Genomic DNA, 17679 nt, shown 5'->3' on the forward strand with positions numbered 1-17679 from the left:
ATCCTCAGAGTGTGGAAGTCGCGGTGAAGGAGTCGGCACCCGTCGTCGGGTCGATGTCATCGAGAGGTTCGGGTGGACGGCGATGGCGCACGAGGCTGGTCGCTGCCTCCGTGTCGGTGGCAAGGGCCTGTGCGATCAGCGGGGCCAGTGCAATCGCATTGCTCTGATGACGCACGGCATCGGTGGAGACGATGCGGCTGCATAGCTGCGCGAGTTGTGGATAGGCATCCTCGGCGAAGATGGCATGCACCACAGCGACCACGGGCAGCGCGAAGCCTTGCTGAGGCAGCTGCCGCGCGGCCTCGATCAGCGTGCGTCCGGAGGACGCAATGTCATCGACCAGCACGGGCTGGCGATCGCGCCAGGCGGACAGGTCGGACAATGCGACCTCGACATTGCGGTCGCCGTGGCGGATCTTGCGCAGGACTGCATGGGGTGCGCCGATGCGCTGGGCGATGGCCGCCACCCACTGCTCACTTTCCTCGTCCGGACCGATCACCAACGGCCTTTCCACCTCGCCGGTGATCCAGTCGGCCAGCAGCGGAGCGGCATGAAGGGTGTCGGCGGGCACGGTGTAGAGCGCCGACAGCGCCGGGTAACGGTGCAGATGGGGATCGACCGTTACCAGGCGGTCGAAGCTCGACGACACGAGACGGGCAAAGCTCCGGGAGGTGATCGCTTCTCCGGGGTGGAAGCGGCGATCCTGCCGCATGTAGGCCAGGTAAGGTGCGACCAGGATCACGTCGCGGGCACCGAGGTCGCGGGCGGCGTCGGCGGCGAAGACAAGCGACAGGAAGCCGGGATCGGGCTGGGCCAGGGTCTGCACGAGGACGACCGACTTGTCCGCCACCTCCGCGGCGATGCGCACGTAGCTTTCGCCGTCGGGGAATCGCCGGGTTTCCAGCTCTCCCAGCTCCCACCTTCCAGCGACCGCCAACTGGCGGGCGAATGCTTCGTTGCCGGGAAGGGGAAGGATCACTCGGCTGGAGGAATCTGTCGTAGTCATGTTTGTCGCCTGTAGAAACGGAGAAGCTGGGCATTGATGGCGACGATCACCGTGCTGGCCGACATGAAGACGGCGGCGATGGCAGGCGTCATCAGGAAGCCCGTACCGAAGGTGATGCCCGCCGCCATGGGCACCGCAATCGTGTTGTAGCCGGTCGCCCAGATCAGGTTCTGCACCATCTTGCGGTAAGTGGCGCGAGACAGGCCAAGGATGGCGCCGACATCGCGCGGATCGCTGCGCACGAGCACGACGTCGGCCGACTCCACGGCGACGTCGGTGCCCGCGCCGATGGCCACGCCCAGGTCGGCCTGGACCAGCGCCGGGGCGTCGTTTACGCCATCGCCCACCATGGCGACCGATAGCCCGCGGGCCTGAAGCTCCTGGATCTTCTGCGACTTCTGATCCGGGAGCACCTCGGCGAAGTACTCCGAGATCCCAAGTTCCTTGGACACCGATTCGGCCACGCCTCGGGCATCACCTGTCAGCATCACCGAGCGAATCCCCAGCCGGGTCAATTCGGCGATGGCATCCCGGGATTCGGACCGAACGATATCGGCAAGCGCGAACAGTGCGCGCGGCTGACCATCGCGTTCGAGTACGACGACGGTCTTGCCTGCCGATTCGAGCTGTCCCAGCCGCTCGTGGGTAATGGCGTTGCCCTGGCGGGCCAGATGACCTGGGCTGACGATGCGCACGCGCTCGTCGCCCACGTTGGCTACGATGCCTTCGCCGGTGATGTTGCGCACGTCGCTGGCCTTGGGGATGGCGATGTCGCGGCGCTTTGCCTCGGCCACGATGCCATGGGCGATGGGATGTTCCGACTGGCTCTCGGCCGCCGCGGCGAAGGCCAACTCCTGGCGCTCATCGCCCTCCTGCAGCATCACGATGTCGCTGACCCCGAATCGTCCCTCGGTCAGCGTGCCCGTCTTGTCGAACACGACCGCATCCAGTCGGCGCGCTCGCTCAAACGCCGCCCTGTCACGGATCAGCAGGCCGTTGCTCGCGCTCAGCGACGTGCTGACCGCGACCACCAGGGGCACAGCCAGTCCGAGCGCGTGCGGGCAGGCGACGACCATGACGGTGACCATGCGCTCGATGGCGAAGTTGAGCGGCGCGTCGAGCACCAGCCACCAGACCAGCAGCGTGCCGACGCCCACGGCCAAGGCGATGTAGGTCAGCCAGGCGGCAGCGCGGTTGGCGATGTCCTGCGTGCGCGAGCGGGTCTGCTGCGCCTTCTTGACCAGGTCGATCACCTGCGACAGATACGTGGCATCGCCAGTTGCGGTGACGCGTATGATGACGGCGTTCGCGCCGTTGATGGCCCCGCCGATCGCGGTGGCACCGACTCCTTTGGCGACCGGGCGGGATTCGCCGGTGAGCATGGCTTCGTTGAAGTCCGAGGAGCCCTCGGTGATCTCCCCGTCCACCGGCACCTTGGCGCCGGGACGGACGATCACGCGGTCGCCTGGCTGTAACGCACTGATCGGCACGTCGTGCAGGCTGCCATCGGCATCGATGCGGGTGGCACTGTCGGGCAACAGCTTGACCAGTTCCTCCAGGGCACGCGACGCCCCCATGACCGAGCGCATCTCGACCCAGTGGCCCAGCAGCATGATCGCGATCAGCGTCACCAGTTCCCAGTAGAACTCCTGCCCGGGAAAGCCGAAGGTCACTGCCACCGAGAAGATGTAGGCGGCCGAAATGGCCAACGCGATCAGCGTCATCATCCCGGGCTGACGCTTGCGCAGTTCGGAGACGACGCCGACCAGGAAGGGCCAGCCGCCGTAGAGATAGGCGACGGTCGACAGGGCGAACAGGAGGTAACGATCGCCTGTGAATGCCAACGCCTCGCCCAGGCCGAGCGCGTGCTGGATCATGGGCGACAGCGCGAGGACAAACGGGGTCAGCAGCAGCGTGACCCAGAAGCGTCTGCGGAAGTCGGCGACCATGGCGCCATGGTCATGGCCGGCATGGCCTGCGTGACTCGAACCGGCGGCGCTTACGACGGCGCCGGTGCCGGGTGGAGACGCATGGACGTGTGCGCCGTGATCGTGCTGGTGGTGTGCGTGCGGGTCATGGTGACTCATTCGATCTGGCCTTCTTTATTGTTGAACAAGCGCCCAAGCCGCGGCACGAATGCAGGCACGTCGCTCGCGTAGCGTCGATACTGATCCCCGAACGTCGCTTCGACCTCGCGCTCCTCCCGCTTGGCGAGCCGCCAGTACATGACCAGCAGAATCGGCAGCATCACGCCCGTCACGAGTGTGGGCCATTGCAGGAAGAATCCGATCAGCACCAGGATGAAGCCCACGTACTGCGGATGCCGCACATGGGCGTACGGCCCGGTGGTGGCAAGCGATCCGGCGCGTTGAGCCTCGTGCAACACCCGCCAGCCCGCGGCGATCAGCCAGAACCCGCTGCCGATCAGCACGTAACTGGCCAGGTGGAACGGATTGAGATGAGGATCTCCCGACCAACCGAAGAGTGCGGGCCAGATGTGGCCGGCGTCGTGGGACAGCGGGTCCAGTCCCGGGAAACGATTGCCCACCCAACCCGCCAACAGGTAGAGCGTCAGCGGAAAGCCGTACATTTCCACGAACAGGGCGACGATGAAGGCGGAAAACGCGCCCAGCGAGCGCCAGTCGCGCGCCGTCGTCGGCTTGAAGAAGCTCAGGGCGAACAGAATGAAGATGCCGGCGTTCACCAGCGCCAGAAACCAGAGGCCGTAGGCGGGCGGGTTACCGGTCATCGCGGTCGCCCTCCTCCCGATGCGTCTGGTGGCCACCGTGACCGCCGTGACCGCGGTGCAGGAAGAAGTGCATGCCGATGCAGATCACCAGGGGCAGCAAGAGGGGGAGCGCACCGAGTACGTGCGCCCGATGCTCCAGCCACAGGAAGAGTCCCGCGATAGAGAGAAAGACGCACACGGTCAGGACGGCGGGGCTGCGCCAACCGCCTCGCTTCCGATCAGGAATTTCGCTCATCTCGATGCTCCAGGGCGCCAGTTAAGAATGGACGGGACAATTGGCGACGATGCCTCCTGAGCGTAGAAAGGCGTCGCTGTCGGGTCAGTTACGCGTTGATTACATTCATGTAATCACCACGTCATCGTTGTGGCAGATGGCGTCTTGCAGTGTCAGTAGCAGCCTGGCTTGCCGACCTGGTCGGGTCGGCGCTCGAAGCGGTCGTGGAGATTGGACGCGATGAAGCAGCACATTGTCGATCGGAGGGACGCGCTGAGCGGCATCCTGCTCCTGGTGCTCGGCCTCCTCACCATGGGGACTGCGGTGTTCTTCCTAGTGTTGCGCCCCGCGCTTCTGCCCGAGGATATCCGGCACACCGGTATCGACCCAGGCACGTTGCCCCCGGCGTTCCTGGAATGGCTCGGCACCGTGTTCCGCACCTGGGGTGGTTTCATTGCCGGATTTGGCGTCCTGCTGCTGGGGATTGGAGGCTTCCTGCTCTCCGGCCGGGCGCGATGCCTGTACTGGGCCACGGCCATCGGTGCCGTCGTCGCGTTTGGGCGCTTCCTGTTCAGCAACATCCTCCTGGATTCGGATTTCCTCTGGTTCATTTCGGCCCTGTTCGCGCTGGCCGCCGCAACCGCGATCAGCCTGCTGCTGAGGCGCGGACGCTGACACGATCGTTTGGCATTCACTCGTTCAACGCCGCTCCGGCCCAAATGGTGACGAAATGATTACTGATATGTAATCTTTGCGTCATCCTTATGGCAGCTTCGCCTCGGTAGATTCCAGTGACCCATCATGATCCATCCGTCGTGGCGGGAGCCGGAAGCACGAACGAGTGCGGGCATAGGGCTGACATGAAACTTCTGGTTGTCGAAGACGAGCACAAGACGGCGGACTACGTCCGTCAAGGGCTGATGGAGGCCGGGTTCGTCGTCGACTTGGCGCGCGATGGGCCCGACGGCCTGCACATGGCCACGACCGAGCATTACGACCTGATCGTGCTCGACGTCATGTTGCCGGGCATGGATGGGCGGAAAATCCTGCAAACCATCCGGGCGGCAGGCAACCAGGTGCCGGTGCTGTTCCTGACCGCTCGCAGCAGCGTCGACGATCGCGTCCAGGGATTGGAGTTGGGCGCCGACGACTACTTGGTCAAGCCGTTCGTGTTCTCGGAACTGCTCGCGCGCGTCCGGACGTTGTTGCGCAGAGGGGGTTCGCCTATTCCGCACGATCGCATCCAGATTGCGGATCTGGAGTTGGATCTGGCGCGCCGTCGTGCCACGAGGGCCGGGCAGCGTATCAACCTGACCAGCAAGGAGTTCGCCTTGCTCGAACTGCTGGCGCGTCGCCAAGGCGAGGTGCTGCCGCGTTCGCTGATCGCCTCGCAGGTCTGGGACATGAATTTCGACAGCGACACCAACGTCATCGACGTCGCGATCCGGCGGCTGCGCGCCAAGATCGACGACAGCTTCGAGCCCAAGCTCATCCAGACCGTACGTGGCATGGGCTACACGTTGGACCTGCCGGATGCCTGACCGGTTTGCCTTTCTGCGGCGTCCGGCTTCGCTCTCCGCACGGGTCACCGGCCTCGTCGGCATCGCGATGATGGTGGTGCTCCTGCTGTTCAGCTGGGTCAGCGTGGGATCCCTCGACCGGCATTTCGCCGAAATGGATGAGGAAGAGTTGGGCGTGATCGCCAGTTCGGTCATCCGGGCACTGGGCGAGGTGCAGGACGGAAGCGATACGCAGGCCTTGCGCCGTGCGGTTCGGGGGCATCACGGGGTCTACTACTATGTCGCTGATGCCGGCGGAAAGACGCTGTACGCGCCGAAGGACGGTCCGGACCTGGCGAGCTTCGCCCGGCGCACACCTCCCGTCCCTCTGGCGGACAGGCAAAGCATGACGATATGGGAAGAGAACGGGAAGTCCTATCGAGGTGGCGTCATCCAGGTCGGGGGCGACACCAGTCTGAGCGGTACCTACACGATCGCCGTGGCGATGAACATCGGCGGCCATCTCGAATTCATCCGGAGCTTCAAGCGCATCCAGTGGTGGACCATCTGCGTGGTCATGTGCATCGCGATCCTTGTCGCCTGGTTCGCGGTTCGCTGGGGGCACATTCCGATCCACAGGGCGAACGAGAAGATTCGCGCGATCACCTCGTCCAAGCTGTATCTGCGATTGGATCCCAAGGCTGTACCGGTCGAGCTGGAAGAAACCATCGCGTCCTTCAACGACATGCTCGGGCGCATCGAGGATGGGTTCGAGCAACTGGCGAACTTCTCGGCCGACATCGCCCACGAGTTGCGCACGCCGGTCACGAACCTGACCACGCAGACGGAAGTGGCGCTCGGTCAGGCCCGCTCGGCCGACGAGTATCGGGAGATTCTCTATTCCAACCTGGAAGAGTTCGGGCGCCTGAACCGCATGATCAACGACATGCTGTTCCTGGCTCAGACCGAGAACGATCCGGGCAATCTGAATCTGGAGAGCGTGGTCCTTGAGGACGCCGTCCGGGGGCTGTTCGAGTACTTCGAGGCCTTGGTGGAAGAGCGAGGCGTGAAGCTCGAACTTCGCGGCCGCACGACACCGATCCGCGGTGATCGGGAAATGCTTCGCCGGGCGCTCAGCAATCTGATCTCCAATGCGATCCGGTACACGCCCAGTGGCGAAACCATCACCGTGAGGTTCTCGCAGAACGATCGGGACGTCATCATCAGCGTGGAGAATCCCGGCGAGAAGATTCCACCCGAGGAGCTCTCGCGCATCTTCAACCGCTTCTACCGGGTGGGGCACGCCGCCCACCGAAAGGGCGAAGGCGCCGGGCTGGGACTGGCCATCGTCAAATCCATCGTCGAGGCGCATGGCGGGTCGGTCAGCGCGCTGTCCGACGAGAAGCTGACCAAGTTCTACATCCTCTTGCCGTTGACCGAGAGCTGAAAACACGTTCTTCATCGCCGCGCGCAGGCGGGTGATGGGGCATCGAGAGCTGCGGACTTCTGCCGTGCCGCGAGGTTCAGGGACGGGGACAATCGGGGGAGCCAGCGCCGCGCTGGGGCCAGAGCCGTGAAAGGCTGAGCGTCAGCATGAGCGAAGCCGCGGCCAGCCCCCAGGCAACGACAAACTGCCCATCCGTGCTGATGGCGGCGACGGCGATCGGCGCCAGAATCGGCCCGATGCTGGTCGCCGATTGCTGCGGACCGAGCCTCGATGCAGAAGGCGTGCCTTCACCGCCGATCCACAGGCTGGCGACCAGCCTGCCATCGCAACGAGAACCGCCAGAGTGATCGGGCTCCTTGCCAGCGGAAACAGGAGCATAGGCGTGCCGAACAGCATCAGCATCAGGAAGGCGAGCATCGCCGGTCGCGCAATCAGCCAGGGAAGATAGATGTGGAAGAGCTGAGCGGCGAGCATCGCAAAGCCGCACAGGGCGAGGGTGAATCTACGTATCTCTCCACGCATCGTGGCGGCGTCAGTGGGTTCTGAACAATTTCCTTGATATGGGATTGCTAACATAAGCGCAAACAGGAAGCGCGGCTCCATCAGTCCTGACGCTCCCGTTGCGCGCAGATCTCGCGCGAAGGTGCGCTGTCCGGACAAGTTTTAAGGGACTTACATACCCAGGAGCTTTCGCCGGGTACCGCAAAGATCTGTCTGATGTCCATGGGGGTCGTGCGGCCATCTTTTGCTACGAGCTCATGAAAAGCTTCTTGAACTTTGGAGAGTTGGGCCATCGGCAAAGTGATTTCGCCCGATCTGACCGGATCGCACCAGTACGCCGTGTTGGTCAACGCAACATGCTGGCGGCAAACCATTGGACGGTCCTCGTAGATCGAGCATTGTTCCTGGATGAGGAAGGGGCAGGGCGAACCATGGAAGTCGGCACTAGGAAGCGACTTCGGCAATCGAGAATGCGAGGATCGCTTCTCAATAAGCTCGGCCTCAACGGGATAAAGGTGCACCGGGTAGTGGCAACATGCCGAGCACCCCGCACTGCATGCGACATACGGAGCCATCGCAGCGGACAGGATCTCCATTTCCCTGTGCAAGGCGCGCAGCTTTTTTAGGGTATCCGGAATCTGGTGTGGGTTCTGGCTCCTTGGGTCTTTGTAGCTATCACTTTCAAAGAATGGATTTTGGTGTTGGACGGCTGAGCGGATGTGCTAGAGTAAAAGTCGGATTTCAGTGTGGGTTCGCCCAAGGTGCTGAGTGACGGACTTTCTCCAGCTGCGAAGCCTGAAGACGCTTGAAATCCTGACCAGCGAGGACAGTTACGTCGTCAAGGCCGAAGGCGTCAATCAGTGGGTGACCTGCCCGCTGTGCAAGACCGGACGCCTGCATGGTCACGGCTCACAGGAACAGTCGTTTCAGGACACACCGACGCACGGCAAACCCGTCGTGATCTTCATCCAGCGCCGTCGCTATCGCTGTACAAGCTGCACCAAGACCTTGTTTGAGCCTGTGGCGGACCTTGATGGAAAACGCCAAGCCACGGCGCGTCTGGTGCGTTATATCCGCGACCAGTCCTTCTCCAAGACCTTTGCGGCCCTTGCCCGGGAAGTAGCCGTGGACGAAAAGACGGTCCGCCACGTCTTCGACGATTTCATCGAGGAGGTCGAGGCCAAGACCCAGTTCCGGACGCCGCGGGTGCTGGGTATCGACGAGCTCAAGATCATCGGCCAGTACCGGGCCATGATCACCAACGTCGAGCGCAAGACCGTGTTCGATATCCGCCCCAGCCGGGCCAAAGCCGAGTTGATGCCCTATTTCCGCGACCTGCGGGACAAGGACTCGGTCGAGTGGGTGGCGATGGACATGTACCACGTTTATCGGCAGGTGGTGCGCGCCACGCTGCCACAGGCCCGGATCGTGGTCGATCGATTCCATATCCAGCGCATGGCGAACGACGCGCTGGAGAAGCTGCGCAAGCGCATTCGCAAGGATTTGTCCACCCGGCAGCGCCTCAAACTCAAGGACGAGCGGTTCCTGCTGCTCAAGCGGCAGCACGACCTGACAGGGAGAGATATGGACCGGATGCGGGAATGGTTCCAACAGTTCCCGCTCCTAAGCGAAGCCCACGCGCTCAAGGAAGGATTTCTGTCGATCTGGGATCAGAAGACCCGCCCAGCAGCAGAAGCCGCCTGCGCGAAGTGGCAGGCCAATATTCCGACCGAATTGGCGGCCACGTTCAAGGACCTGACCACCGCCGTGCACAACTGGCACGACGAAATCTTCGCCTACTTCGAGCAGCCGATTACCAATGCCTATACTGAGTCAGTCAACCGAGTGGCCAAAGACATGAACCGCATGGGCAGGGGTTACAGCTTCGAGGTGCTTCGGGCGCGCATACTCTACGACAAGAAGGCGCGCAAGGATGGCTCGGTTATCGAAACCGTGTTGGTCGATGACGACGACCCAATGACCACGGACTTCGTGTTCCAGCGGATGACCACGGCGGCAACGCGCAAGAAGAAGATCACGCGCGTGGTCGAGTACGGCCCCTATCTCCCGACGCTGGCGCGGCTACTCGAAGAGGGGTATTTCGAATAGTCCTCAGCCCATTGTGCAAGAGGCGGCGCTTCAGCCTGAATTTGTGATTCAGCCGATGAAGCATAGGTAAGAGGCCCAGCCACTACCCCGCGCAACAGGACAGTTGCTTTACGTCCTTGGTGAAGGTTTGTGCCGCGAGTTTCAGCCCCTCGACCATCGTCAGGTAGGGGAATAACTGGTCGGCCAACTCTCGCACCGTCATGCGGTTGCGAATCGCCAGTACTGCGGTTTGGATCAGCTCGCCTGCTTCCGGGGCTACCGCTTGCACGCCGATCAGTCGTCCCGAACCGGCCTCCGAAACCAGCTTGATGAAACCGCGCGTGTCGAAGTTGACCAGCGCCCGGGGCACGTTGTCGAGCGTCAGCGTGCGGCTGTCGGTCTCGATACCGTCGTGGTGCGCTTCGGCTTCGCTGTAGCCCACGGTGGCGACCTGCGGGTCGGTGAACACCACCGCCGGCATCGCCGTCAGATCCAGCGTCGCGTTGCCACCCGTCATGTTGATTGCAGCGCGGGTGCCGGCCGCCGCCGCGACGTAGACGAACTGCGGCTGGTCAGTGCAGTCGCCGGCGGCATAGATGTGCGGCACGGTAGTGCGCATCGCGTGGTCGATGGTGATGGCGCCTTGCGCATTGACCACCACACCGGCCGCGTCGAGGTTGAGCGTGCGGGTGTTTGGGGTGCGGCCGGTGGCGAACAACAGCCGGTCGGCATGCAGTTCGCCGCGTTCGGTGGTGAGCACGAATTCCCCATCCTCATAGGCGACCTGGCTGGCCTGGGTGTGGTCCAGCACTTCGATGCCTTCGGCGCGGAACACGGCCGTGATGGCCTCGCCAATGGCGGGGTCTTCGCGAAAGAACAGTGTGCTGCGCGCCAGCATGGTCACCTTGCTGCCCAGCCGGGCAAAGGCCTGCGCGAGTTCGACGGCCACCACCGACGAGCCGATCACGGCCAGCCGATCGGGGATCGTGTCGCTGGCCAGCGCTTCGGTCGACGTCCAGAAGGGCGTGTCTTTCAAGCCCGGGATCGGTGGAATCGCCGGACTGGCCCCGGTGGCGATGAGGCAGCGGTCGAAACTCACCTCGCGCATCCCGTCGTCAGCGGTTGCCACGGTCAGCGTGTGCGCATCCTTGAATCGGGCATCGCCGCGCAGCACGGTGATGGTCGGGGTGCTCGTCAGGATGCCTTCGTACTTGGCGTGGCGCAGTTCATCGACGCGCCCCTGCTGCTGAGCCAGCAAGCGCTTACGCAGAATCTTCGGCGAGGCGGCGGCAATGCCGTCATCGAACGGACTCTCGCGACGCAGATGCGCAATGTGGGCAGCGCGGATCATGATCTTGGACGGCACACATCCGACGTTGACGCAGGTGCCGCCGAGAGTGCTGCGCTCGATCAGCGTCACACGCGCCCCTTGCTCGACGGCCTTCAACGCCGCCGCCATCGCCGCGCCGCCGCTGCCGATCACGGCCACGTGCAGTGCAGCCTCATCGTCCTCGCGCTTTGGTTCGCCGCCCAGCCGCTCTTGTGCATTGTTCAGCAGGTCGCTGGGTTGCCCCGGCGCATCGGCAAGCTGCGCTCGGTAACCGAGTGCGGATACCGCCGCGACCAGCGAGGTCACGTCCGCGGCGGTACCTACGCTGGCCTCAATCTCGGCCCGGCGCTGTGGGTAGGACACTGAGGCCGAACGCACGCCGGGCACCTTTTCCAAGGTCTGCTTGACGTGCTCGGCGCACGACCCGCAGGTCATGCCATCGATGTGCAGCGTGATCGCCTCGGTCATGAGCGTGTGCTCACTTCTTGACGGTAGACGGGTAGCCGGCGTTCTCGGTGGCTTTGGTCAACGCGGCCGGAGTGGTCTTGGTATCGTCGTAGGTTACCACCGCCTCCTTGGGCTCCCAGGTCACCTTGGCCTCGATGACGCCTTCGACCTTGGTCAGCGCCTTCTTGACCGTGATCGGACAGGTGGCGCAGGTCATGCTCGGCACCGACAGCGTGACGGTTTTGGTGGCGGCCCAGGCGGGAGCGCTGAGGGCAGCGGTCAGAGCGAGCAATGCGACGAGTTTCTTCATGGCAATCTCCTTTCAGTAGAACAGGGGCATGAGGTAGGGGAACACGAGCGCGATCAGCACCAGGGCGGTGACGATCCAGAAGATCACCTTGTAGGCCGTCCGCACCTGGGGCACGGCGCATGCGTCGTCCGGCGCGCAGGCGCGAGCCGGCCGGAAGATGCGACGCCACGCGAAGAACAGCGCCACGAGCGCCACGCCAATGAAGATCGGCCGGTACGGTTCCAGCGCGGTCAAGTTGCCGATCCAGGCGCCGGAGAAACCCAGCGTGATCAGCACCAGCGGACCGAGGCAGCAGGTCGAGGCGAGGATGGCGGCGAGGCCACCGGCGGCCAGTGCACCGCGGCCGTTGCTGGGGTCTGCCATGTGAGGGATCTCCTTCCGAGACGTTGCGTGATGCGCTAAGGTTACTTCCGTAGTCAAGTACGGAGTCAAGCGCGATGGTGAACGATCCGCAAACACTGACCATCGGGGCTTTCGCCAAGACCGCTGGGGTCAACGTGGAGACCATCCGGTTCTATCAGCGCAAGGGGTTATTGCCAGAACCAGGTCGGCCCGTCGGCAGTATTCGCCGCTACGGATCGGCGGACGTGGCGCGGGTGCGTTTCGTGAAATCCGCCCAGCGGCTGGGGTTCAACCTGGACGAAGTCGGCCAACTCCTACAGCTTGAGGACGGCACTCACTGCAGCGAAGCCGCCGAGCTGGCTGCGCTCCAGCTCACCGACGTGCGCACCAAGATGGCGGACCTGACGCGAATCGAAGCGGTGCTGTCACGGTTGGTCAACGAGTGCCATGCGCAGCGAGGCACTGTGTCGTGCCCGCTGATCGATTCTCTGCACGGGAGCTAGGCGCGTGGCTTAACCCGGTTTTCCGTTCCACTGCGCCTCAAACCCCAGTTCGAGCCGGGGGCAAGGTGACCTGCCACTGATTGTTTCCTTGCACCGACATGCGCCAGACAAAGCCCACACTGAAGGCTAAAAGCGCGTAAGCCTTGCGATACCAGAAACCTACCGAACGAGAGCTGTCAGACAAGAAGGGCTAGTGCGGTCTTCCCACACTAAAATCCACCCCTTTTTTATCGGGCTTCCAGGCAAGGCGGCCAGCCGACTGGCCAAGCTGGCTTCTCTGTCTTGGATTTCCATCGGAATGCCAGTAAGCATTCGATCGAAATTCGCCTGGGCATTCTTCTTGGCCTGAGCAGGATCGCGCTCTGAGTCATCCGTTTGCTGCGTCATCGGTGCTCCTCAAGCGTGCCCGGTTCATCCTCAAAACCTACCAAGCCTGCGCCCATCATGCTCGCGGAACTGAAGGCTATCAGGGCTGGAGCGTCCGGCGCGGGCTAGCCGCAACGTGAGCAAGACACCGATCAAGGGCGGAGCCATTCAAACACCAGACTCACCAAGCCGGCCACGCCGCGGTTTTACATAAGCGACGTTATGCGAAGTAAGCTATTGATTATATTACATTAATTGAGGAATCACAAGGCCTGTAGTTGCACCGTGCGCTGGCCGGCCACAAGCGCGATAAGCTAAGCATTCCTTAGTGCTAGTCATTCTTGATGTCATGACGATGCCATCTGAGCGCACCCGCAATGTGCTGCAGGCGGGCGCATTCCTCAGGCAGCTAGCGGCCAGCCAAGCCGTGCCCAAAGAGGTGCGGCAAGAGGCATATCGACTGCTGCGGCACTATCCAACCGTCAGCGACATCGAGGCGATTGCTGAGCACGAAGAGCGGCTGCGAGCGCTGACCCAGTCGGCCTTCGTGCGACCCTATCTGAGCAGCGAGATTGAGGCGGATTGGTTCTCCGGGTACCCGCTTGGCCCTCATCGCATTTGACCATGAAGCAACCGAGCAGGCCGCGTGGAAGAGGGACTACGTCTGCGGAGACAGCGCTGGAGGCTTCCTTTGAACGGGCCCGCGACAGTGCAGCCGAGGAACGCGCATTCTTCAAGCGACTGATGGATGCGATCGTGTACGTGCATGCGCCCGTCTCGGACGACGCGCGGACACTGCGCCTCGTCCAGTTCCGCCATCCTGACGGTTTCGATGCGATCCCTTTCTTTACCTCGCTCGACAAGGCGCAGGCGGCCAGCTCGGCTGCTGTCAGAATTCTGGGAGTTTCAGGCCGTGAGCTGCTAACCGGTACTCGCGGCGCGACGTTGATGCTCAATCCCAACGACGGCGGCGTTGTCCTGTACCCGGAAGAGGTTGCGACATTGTTGGATACGGGCTTTCTGGCCAGGGTGGAACGGCTGGCGCCGGCGGAGTTCGCGGTTAGACCTGCCCAGGCCGCACCGGCTTGGCTCGCTCCGGCCATCAGCGGCAGCCTTGAGCACGCCGACTTCGTCTCGTCGGCGTATCTCCTGGAAACTCACTCGTCAGGGGGCGTCGAACAGCCTCCCGGTCTGTTGATCTGGTTGGTGGTCGACCTGGCTTTCGCCGAGCGGGCGGCTCGTCTGGTGACCACCGCCATACAGCCCTTATGCTCAGATTTGGACGTAATCATCGACTTGGCGGTCCATGACGTATCGCTGCCTTTGCCGGCGGGCTTGGATGATCCCCAGATCCTGCCCATATTCACGAGAATCAAGCCAACTTGAGCGCAGCTCATCGGCCTATGAGCCCTGAAGACAAGCTACTAGCACTCCTTCCGGAATTGACCGAGGAAGAGAAGGATCGGCGGACCCGCGAGGGTATGGCCGACGTCGACGCTGGACGTACGATCCCGCACGAGGAACTACTGCAATGGATCAGGCGATGGTCGGAGCCTTCCTGAGCAGTACTCCAGGAATGCCTGTGTCACGCGGCTTCTGGTTCGATCAAGCCTAGGTCTGAAATCCACGAACTGCCTGACGTCGAGGCTTTCCTCGTTGAATCATGGTGTTAGAGCCGATTCGGCTGTTTTTCTCACGAATCCCTGCCGACCCTCTTCATGCTATTGAGACGTTTCATGAACGCCTGTTCCGCAGCGGATCCATCGTCAGGGTTTGGTGCGTGGATCACCAGGTGAAGATGCCTGAGGTTGGGATCCTTGAGAATAGTCTCGACTTGGCTCCTCTTGGGGATGCAAGTCACCTCGACTTTCCCGAACTCCTCTAGAACTTTCTCAGCGGAGAACTGACGGTCAAACAGAGCCTTTGCGTTCCTGGGCGTCATTCGCAATCCGCCGTTCCCAGTCTCGAAGATGAACAGATGCTCCTTTAGGTAGAAGCGAAACCTGAAGTACTTCGGGTTCGGCCTCAGGCCATCCGGGATTGAAATCTTCCCGAGCTCATCGGCGTCGGCATTCTTGCCGGTGGTAAGGTTGATCCAGTCCCCGTCTTTCTTGATCTGGGTGAAAGTGCCGATCAATCCCTGGACAAATGCGCCGGCGGCACGCGGCTTTTCCGCCAGCGATAGGAACGTCAGTAGTCCGAAGCGATCCCCTCTGATGCGGGATGCCATGCGCCGGTTTCGGACCAACTGAATTAGTCTCTGGTAGCCCGGCGCACTGTGTGGATGAGTAACGATGTTTAATGCGCCCAAGCGCAGCGTACGTTCCATGCGACCCCCTCGATCCTTGTAGGGGCCAAGATACCAACAAGTCGACTCCTCGTCGTACTGAAGGGCGGGCGGCCTCAATTCCGGAAGGACTCCGGAAAAAAAGTAGGGCCGCCTCTCGGCAGCCCTAAGTACTTGATAAAGTTGGCGTCCCCACGGGGATTCGAACCCCGGTCGCTACCGTGAAAGGGTAATGTCCTAGGCCTCTAGACGATGGGGACGCACGAAAGTGTTACCAGTTGTCTTTCCGGACGGCCTATTGACCGGAAGTGGTGGAGCCAGGCGGGATCGAACCGCCGACCTCCTGCATGCCATGCAGGCGCTCTCCCAGCTGAGCTATGGCCCCACGTGCTGGCAGGAGCGGAATAATAGCCAGCCTCTTCCGGATGCGCAAGCTTCCGTTACGAAAAATTTCACGACTGGCGCATGCCAGGGCATGCGGGTGAAATAGGCGCGTTCGAATCGATAGGCATTGTGCAGCGGATGATCGGTTTTTCAGTGAAGGCGTGGGCGGCGTGGGCGCCGGGATTGGTGGACCACGGTGCATGGCGCGCGTGGGCCGCTGCGCCTTGGGCGCCGTCGGGCAATGACATGCCTGCCCTCACCGAGGTGCCCGCCATGCAGCGGCGGCGCATCGAAAGGCTGGGACGCATGGCGATCCAGACAGCGTGCTGGTGCCAGCAGGCGGAGGAAAGCGGTGTGCCGCTGGTGTTCGCATCGCGTCACGGCGATGTCGGGCGATCAATGGAGTTGCTCGAAGCACTCGCCGCTGACGAACCGCCATCGCCGACGACGTTCGGACTGTCGGTCCACAACGCCATCGCAGCGCTGTATTCGATCCTGCGCCGCGAACGCGGCAACTACATCGCGCTGGCGGGTGGCATGGCGACGGTCGAGGCGGCCTGCGTGGAGGCCGCCGGTTTGCTGGCCGACGGCGCGCGCGAGGTGCTGGTGGTGGTGTACGACGCGCCATTGCCTGCCGTGTATGCGGACTTCGCGGACGAACCCGACGCCGGCTTCGCCTGGTGCTGGCGCCTCGCCGCAGCGGGCACGGATGCGGACGCCCCGACCTACCGGTTGGCATGGGAGCCCGAACAACCTGGCCATGACGTCGCTACGGGGCTGCCGCACGGCCTAGAAGTGCTGCGCTTCTTCCTGTCCCGCGAGCCGGAACTGAGGCTTGCAGGAGAGGGCTCCGTGTGGCGCTGGCGCCGAGATGTCTGACCGGCTGGACCATGCCTGGCGCGTTTTTGGCACGGGGCTGAGCTTCCTCGCCTTCGGGCTGGGAGGGTTGTTCCTGGGGGCGTGCGTGCTGCCCGTGCTGCTCCTCGTGGTGCGCGATGAAGAACGACGACGTCGCTGCGCGCGACGCGTGGTGCAGGCCAGCTTCGCGGGCCATGTCGAACTGATGCGGCGCCTGGGCGTGATGACCTACGAGATCCGCGGGCGCGAGCGCCTGCAGCGCGACGGCCTGCTGATCCTGGCCAATCATCCGACCCTGATCGACGTGGTGCTGCTGATCTCGCTGCTGCCCAATGCCGACTGCGTCGTGAAGTCGGCGGTGGCGCGCAACGCGTTCATGAGGGGGGCGGTCAGGGCCGCCGGTTATGTCGCCAACGATGATGGCGCGGGACTGGTCGAGGACTGCATCGCCGCTGTGAAAGCGGGCGGCAACCTGGTCATTTTCCCGGAGGGCACGCGCACGCGTCCCGGCGAACCCATCAAGCTGCAGCGTGGCGCCGCCAACATCGCGATTCGTGGACGTCTGGACATCACCCCCGTGCGTATCCGCTGTGTGCCGCCGACGCTTGGGAAAGGGGATAAGTGGTATCGTGTGCCGCCGGTGCGGTTCCACATGGTGATCGACGTTCAGGAAGACCTGCCGATCGCCCCGTTCCTGAACGGAACGCAGGGGACGGACCCATCGGCAGGGGGAGAAGCGCTGGCAGCCCGGCGGCTCACGGAACATCTGGCCAACTACTTTGCGGGAGATCCATCGCGTGCAGGCACTTGAGCACGAGATCAAGGAATTGATCATTTCGTCGCTGTCGCTGGAGGACATCTCACCGGACGACATCGATACCAGCGCGCCGTTGTTCGTGGAAGGGCTCGGCCTGGATTCGATCGATGCGCTCGAACTCGGATTGGCGCTGCAGAAGCGCTACGGCGTGGCGCTCGCCGCCGACTCGCAGGAAACCCGCCGGCATTTCGCCAGCGTGCGTGCGCTGGCGGATTTCGTCGCCTCGCAGGGCAAGGCCTGAGCACCGACGGGCAGGACAGGCAAGATGACCAAGAATGAACTTTTCGACCGGATCGTCACGATCCTGCATGACAGCTTCGAGATCGAGCCCGCGCGCATCACGCCCGAGGCCCGGCTCTACGACGACCTCGATATCGACAGCATCGACGCCGTCGACCTGATCGTGCAGCTCAAACCGTTGCTGGGGCGCAGCCTGCAGCCGGATGCGTTCAAGTCGGTGCGCACGGTGCAGGACATCGTGGACGTGCTGTACGGCCTGATCCGCGAACAAGCCGCCTGAGCGCAGGCCGC

22 protein-coding genes and 2 tRNA genes are annotated in these 17679 nt (G+C 62.9%); 12 read left to right on the forward strand and 12 right to left on the reverse strand.

Translation table 11 applies throughout. From position 1 onward, the window contains the following. Positions 1-4 precede the first annotated feature (4 nt). From AX730_RS00335 to AX730_RS00350, 4 genes are all read right to left on the reverse strand, one after another. Positions 5-1006: a ribose-phosphate pyrophosphokinase gene (locus AX730_RS00335; protein ID WP_054665556.1), complete on the reverse strand. Its 1002-nt coding sequence runs from the start codon at positions 1004-1006 to the stop codon at positions 5-7. After that, a complete protein-coding gene (locus AX730_RS00340; RefSeq protein WP_164490769.1) occupies positions 1003-2955 on the reverse strand; it encodes a heavy metal translocating P-type ATPase in 1953 nt (650 codons plus the stop codon). Before AX730_RS00340 ends, AX730_RS00335 begins: the two co-directional genes overlap by 4 nt. A 134-nt stretch (positions 2956-3089) precedes the next feature. Continuing rightward, positions 3090-3755, reverse strand: a complete 666-nt coding sequence (locus AX730_RS00345) for a methyltransferase family protein (RefSeq protein WP_054665562.1) — start codon at positions 3753-3755, stop codon at positions 3090-3092. Continuing rightward, the gene (locus AX730_RS00350) at positions 3745-3990 is read right to left on the reverse strand and encodes a DUF2933 domain-containing protein (protein ID WP_054665565.1); all 246 of its coding nucleotides are present in this window, start codon (positions 3988-3990) and stop codon (positions 3745-3747) included. Before AX730_RS00350 ends, AX730_RS00345 begins: the two co-directional genes overlap by 11 nt. Positions 3991-4209: 219 nt before the next feature. Here AX730_RS00350 and AX730_RS00355 point away from each other — a divergent pair, with 219 nt between their 5' ends. The 4 genes from AX730_RS00355 (at position 4210) to AX730_RS18645 (ending at position 7262) form a co-directional block, all read left to right on the forward strand. Further along, positions 4210-4644, forward strand: coding sequence for a hypothetical protein (locus AX730_RS00355; protein WP_054665567.1), 435 nt, complete (start codon positions 4210-4212; stop codon positions 4642-4644). A 185-nt stretch (positions 4645-4829) separates the two neighbouring features. Continuing rightward, on the forward strand, positions 4830-5510 hold the full coding sequence (locus tag AX730_RS00360; protein ID WP_054665569.1) for a heavy metal response regulator transcription factor: 681 nt from the start codon (positions 4830-4832) through the stop codon (positions 5508-5510). Beyond that, complete coding sequence (locus AX730_RS00365) at positions 5503-6915, forward strand: Cu(+)/Ag(+) sensor histidine kinase (RefSeq protein WP_056878761.1); 1413 nt, start codon at positions 5503-5505, stop codon at positions 6913-6915. Before AX730_RS00360 ends, AX730_RS00365 begins: the two co-directional genes overlap by 8 nt. Positions 6916-7061: 146 nt before the next feature. Then, entirely contained in the window at positions 7062-7262 is a 201-nt protein-coding gene (locus AX730_RS18645) for a hypothetical protein (protein ID WP_155944466.1), read from the forward strand. A gap of 255 nt (positions 7263-7517) precedes the next feature. Here AX730_RS18645 and AX730_RS18230 read toward each other — a convergent pair whose 3' ends face one another. Further along, positions 7518-8012 carry a YkgJ family cysteine cluster protein gene (locus tag AX730_RS18230; protein ID WP_082393984.1) on the reverse strand — a complete coding sequence of 165 codons (495 nt, stop codon included), beginning with the start codon at positions 8010-8012 and terminating at the stop codon, positions 7518-7520. A 172-nt stretch (positions 8013-8184) separates the two neighbouring features. On the opposite strand from AX730_RS18230, the gene AX730_RS00370 reads away from it, so the two are divergent. Then, entirely contained in the window at positions 8185-9525 is a 1341-nt protein-coding gene (locus AX730_RS00370; protein WP_054665575.1) for an ISL3-like element ISStma11 family transposase, read from the forward strand. Positions 9526-9607: 82 nt separating this feature from the next. Here the strand turns inward: AX730_RS00370 and merA are convergent, their stop codons facing one another. The 3 genes from merA to merT are packed head-to-tail and all read right to left on the reverse strand — an operon-like array spanning position 9608 to position 11954. Then, positions 9608-11302, reverse strand: coding sequence for a mercury(II) reductase (gene merA / locus AX730_RS00375; RefSeq protein WP_012480191.1), 1695 nt, complete (start codon positions 11300-11302; stop codon positions 9608-9610). 10 nt (positions 11303-11312) lie between these two features. Beyond that, positions 11313-11591, reverse strand: a complete 279-nt coding sequence (gene merP, locus AX730_RS00380; RefSeq protein ID WP_062350294.1) for a mercury resistance system periplasmic binding protein MerP — start codon at positions 11589-11591, stop codon at positions 11313-11315. Between the two features lie 12 nt (positions 11592-11603). Next, positions 11604-11954, reverse strand: a complete 351-nt coding sequence (merT, locus tag AX730_RS00385) for a mercuric ion transporter MerT (protein WP_019183730.1) — start codon at positions 11952-11954, stop codon at positions 11604-11606. A gap of 74 nt (positions 11955-12028) precedes the next feature. Between merT and merR the strand changes: the two genes are divergently transcribed. Continuing rightward, entirely contained in the window at positions 12029-12436 is a 408-nt protein-coding gene (gene merR / locus AX730_RS00390; RefSeq protein ID WP_054665581.1) for an Hg(II)-responsive transcriptional regulator, read from the forward strand. 159 nt (positions 12437-12595) lie between these two features. Here the strand turns inward: merR and AX730_RS18650 are convergent, their stop codons facing one another. Continuing rightward, on the reverse strand, positions 12596-12823 hold the full coding sequence (locus tag AX730_RS18650; protein WP_155944467.1) for a hypothetical protein: 228 nt from the start codon (positions 12821-12823) through the stop codon (positions 12596-12598). Positions 12824-13130: 307 nt separating this feature from the next. On the opposite strand from AX730_RS18650, the gene AX730_RS00395 reads away from it, so the two are divergent. Together AX730_RS00395 and AX730_RS00400 are read left to right on the forward strand one after the other, a co-directional pair. Further along, positions 13131-13424: a BPSL0761 family protein gene (locus tag AX730_RS00395; RefSeq protein WP_223224794.1), complete on the forward strand. Its 294-nt coding sequence runs from the start codon at positions 13131-13133 to the stop codon at positions 13422-13424. 2 nt (positions 13425-13426) lie between these two features. Continuing rightward, positions 13427-14188 (forward strand): SseB family protein, encoded by a 762-nt coding sequence (locus tag AX730_RS00400; RefSeq protein ID WP_052756066.1) that lies wholly within the window; start codon positions 13427-13429, stop codon positions 14186-14188. Positions 14189-14495: 307 nt separating this feature from the next. Here the strand turns inward: AX730_RS00400 and AX730_RS00405 are convergent, their stop codons facing one another. From AX730_RS00405 to AX730_RS00415, 3 genes are all read right to left on the reverse strand, one after another. Then, positions 14496-15131, reverse strand: a complete 636-nt coding sequence (locus AX730_RS00405) for a DUF4747 family protein (protein ID WP_083537605.1) — start codon at positions 15129-15131, stop codon at positions 14496-14498. Positions 15132-15273: 142 nt separating this feature from the next. Beyond that, positions 15274-15349, reverse strand: a tRNA-Glu gene (locus tag AX730_RS00410). Between the two features lie 49 nt (positions 15350-15398). Further along, positions 15399-15474: transfer RNA gene (locus AX730_RS00415), tRNA-Ala, on the reverse strand. A 137-nt stretch (positions 15475-15611) separates the two neighbouring features. Between AX730_RS00415 and AX730_RS00420 the strand changes: the two genes are divergently transcribed. Genes AX730_RS00420 through AX730_RS00435 form a run of 4 tightly spaced genes read left to right on the forward strand, consistent with a single transcriptional unit; the run spans position 15612 to position 17668 of the window. Beyond that, positions 15612-16352 (forward strand): beta-ketoacyl synthase chain length factor, encoded by a 741-nt coding sequence (locus tag AX730_RS00420; RefSeq protein WP_062350302.1) that lies wholly within the window; start codon positions 15612-15614, stop codon positions 16350-16352. Then, positions 16345-17142 carry a lysophospholipid acyltransferase family protein gene (locus AX730_RS00425; RefSeq protein WP_062350305.1) on the forward strand — a complete coding sequence of 266 codons (798 nt, stop codon included), beginning with the start codon at positions 16345-16347 and terminating at the stop codon, positions 17140-17142. The genes AX730_RS00420 and AX730_RS00425 overlap by 8 nt, the downstream gene beginning before the upstream one ends. After that, positions 17120-17389, forward strand: coding sequence for a phosphopantetheine-binding protein (locus AX730_RS00430; protein WP_475277074.1), 270 nt, complete (start codon positions 17120-17122; stop codon positions 17387-17389). The genes AX730_RS00425 and AX730_RS00430 overlap by 23 nt, the downstream gene beginning before the upstream one ends. A gap of 24 nt (positions 17390-17413) precedes the next feature. After that, entirely contained in the window at positions 17414-17668 is a 255-nt protein-coding gene (locus tag AX730_RS00435) for an acyl carrier protein (RefSeq protein ID WP_055944868.1), read from the forward strand. Positions 17669-17679: the final 11 nt, after the last annotated feature.

It is taken from the genome of Pseudoxanthomonas mexicana, assembly GCF_001556105.1.
GTDB classification, from domain to species: Bacteria; Pseudomonadota; Gammaproteobacteria; order Xanthomonadales; family Xanthomonadaceae; genus Pseudoxanthomonas_A; species Pseudoxanthomonas_A mexicana_A.

Bases quoted from the DNA above. Each gene is read 5' to 3' on its own strand.
- AX730_RS00335 (WP_054665556.1), bottom strand. From the start codon at position 1,006: ATGACTACGACAGATTCCTCCAGCCGAGTGATCCTTCCCCTTCCCGGC.
- AX730_RS00340 (WP_164490769.1), bottom strand. From the start codon at position 2,955: ATGGTCGCCGACTTCCGCAGACGCTTCTGGGTCACGCTGCTGCTGACC.
- AX730_RS00345 (WP_054665562.1), bottom strand. From the start codon at position 3,755: ATGACCGGTAACCCGCCCGCCTACGGCCTCTGGTTTCTGGCGCTGGTG.
- AX730_RS00350 (WP_054665565.1), bottom strand. From the start codon at position 3,990: ATGAGCGAAATTCCTGATCGGAAGCGAGGCGGTTGGCGCAGCCCCGCC.
- AX730_RS00355 (WP_054665567.1), top strand. From the start codon at position 4,210: ATGAAGCAGCACATTGTCGATCGGAGGGACGCGCTGAGCGGCATCCTG.
- AX730_RS00360 (WP_054665569.1), top strand. From the start codon at position 4,830: ATGAAACTTCTGGTTGTCGAAGACGAGCACAAGACGGCGGACTACGTC.
- AX730_RS00365 (WP_056878761.1), top strand. From the start codon at position 5,503: ATGCCTGACCGGTTTGCCTTTCTGCGGCGTCCGGCTTCGCTCTCCGCA.
- AX730_RS18645 (WP_155944466.1), top strand. From the start codon at position 7,062: ATGAGCGAAGCCGCGGCCAGCCCCCAGGCAACGACAAACTGCCCATCC.
- AX730_RS18230 (WP_082393984.1), bottom strand. From the start codon at position 8,012: ATGGAGATCCTGTCCGCTGCGATGGCTCCGTATGTCGCATGCAGTGCG.
- merA (WP_012480191.1), bottom strand. From the start codon at position 11,302: ATGACCGAGGCGATCACGCTGCACATCGATGGCATGACCTGCGGGTCG.
- merP (WP_062350294.1), bottom strand. From the start codon at position 11,591: ATGAAGAAACTCGTCGCATTGCTCGCTCTGACCGCTGCCCTCAGCGCT.
- merT (WP_019183730.1), bottom strand. From the start codon at position 11,954: ATGGCAGACCCCAGCAACGGCCGCGGTGCACTGGCCGCCGGTGGCCTC.
- merR (WP_054665581.1), top strand. From the start codon at position 12,029: ATGGTGAACGATCCGCAAACACTGACCATCGGGGCTTTCGCCAAGACC.
- AX730_RS18650 (WP_155944467.1), bottom strand. From the start codon at position 12,823: ATGACGCAGCAAACGGATGACTCAGAGCGCGATCCTGCTCAGGCCAAG.
- AX730_RS00400 (WP_052756066.1), top strand. From the start codon at position 13,427: ATGAAGCAACCGAGCAGGCCGCGTGGAAGAGGGACTACGTCTGCGGAG.
- AX730_RS00405 (WP_083537605.1), bottom strand. From the start codon at position 15,131: ATGGAACGTACGCTGCGCTTGGGCGCATTAAACATCGTTACTCATCCA.
- AX730_RS00420 (WP_062350302.1), top strand. From the start codon at position 15,612: ATGATCGGTTTTTCAGTGAAGGCGTGGGCGGCGTGGGCGCCGGGATTG.
- AX730_RS00425 (WP_062350305.1), top strand. From the start codon at position 16,345: ATGTCTGACCGGCTGGACCATGCCTGGCGCGTTTTTGGCACGGGGCTG.
- AX730_RS00435 (WP_055944868.1), top strand. From the start codon at position 17,414: ATGACCAAGAATGAACTTTTCGACCGGATCGTCACGATCCTGCATGAC.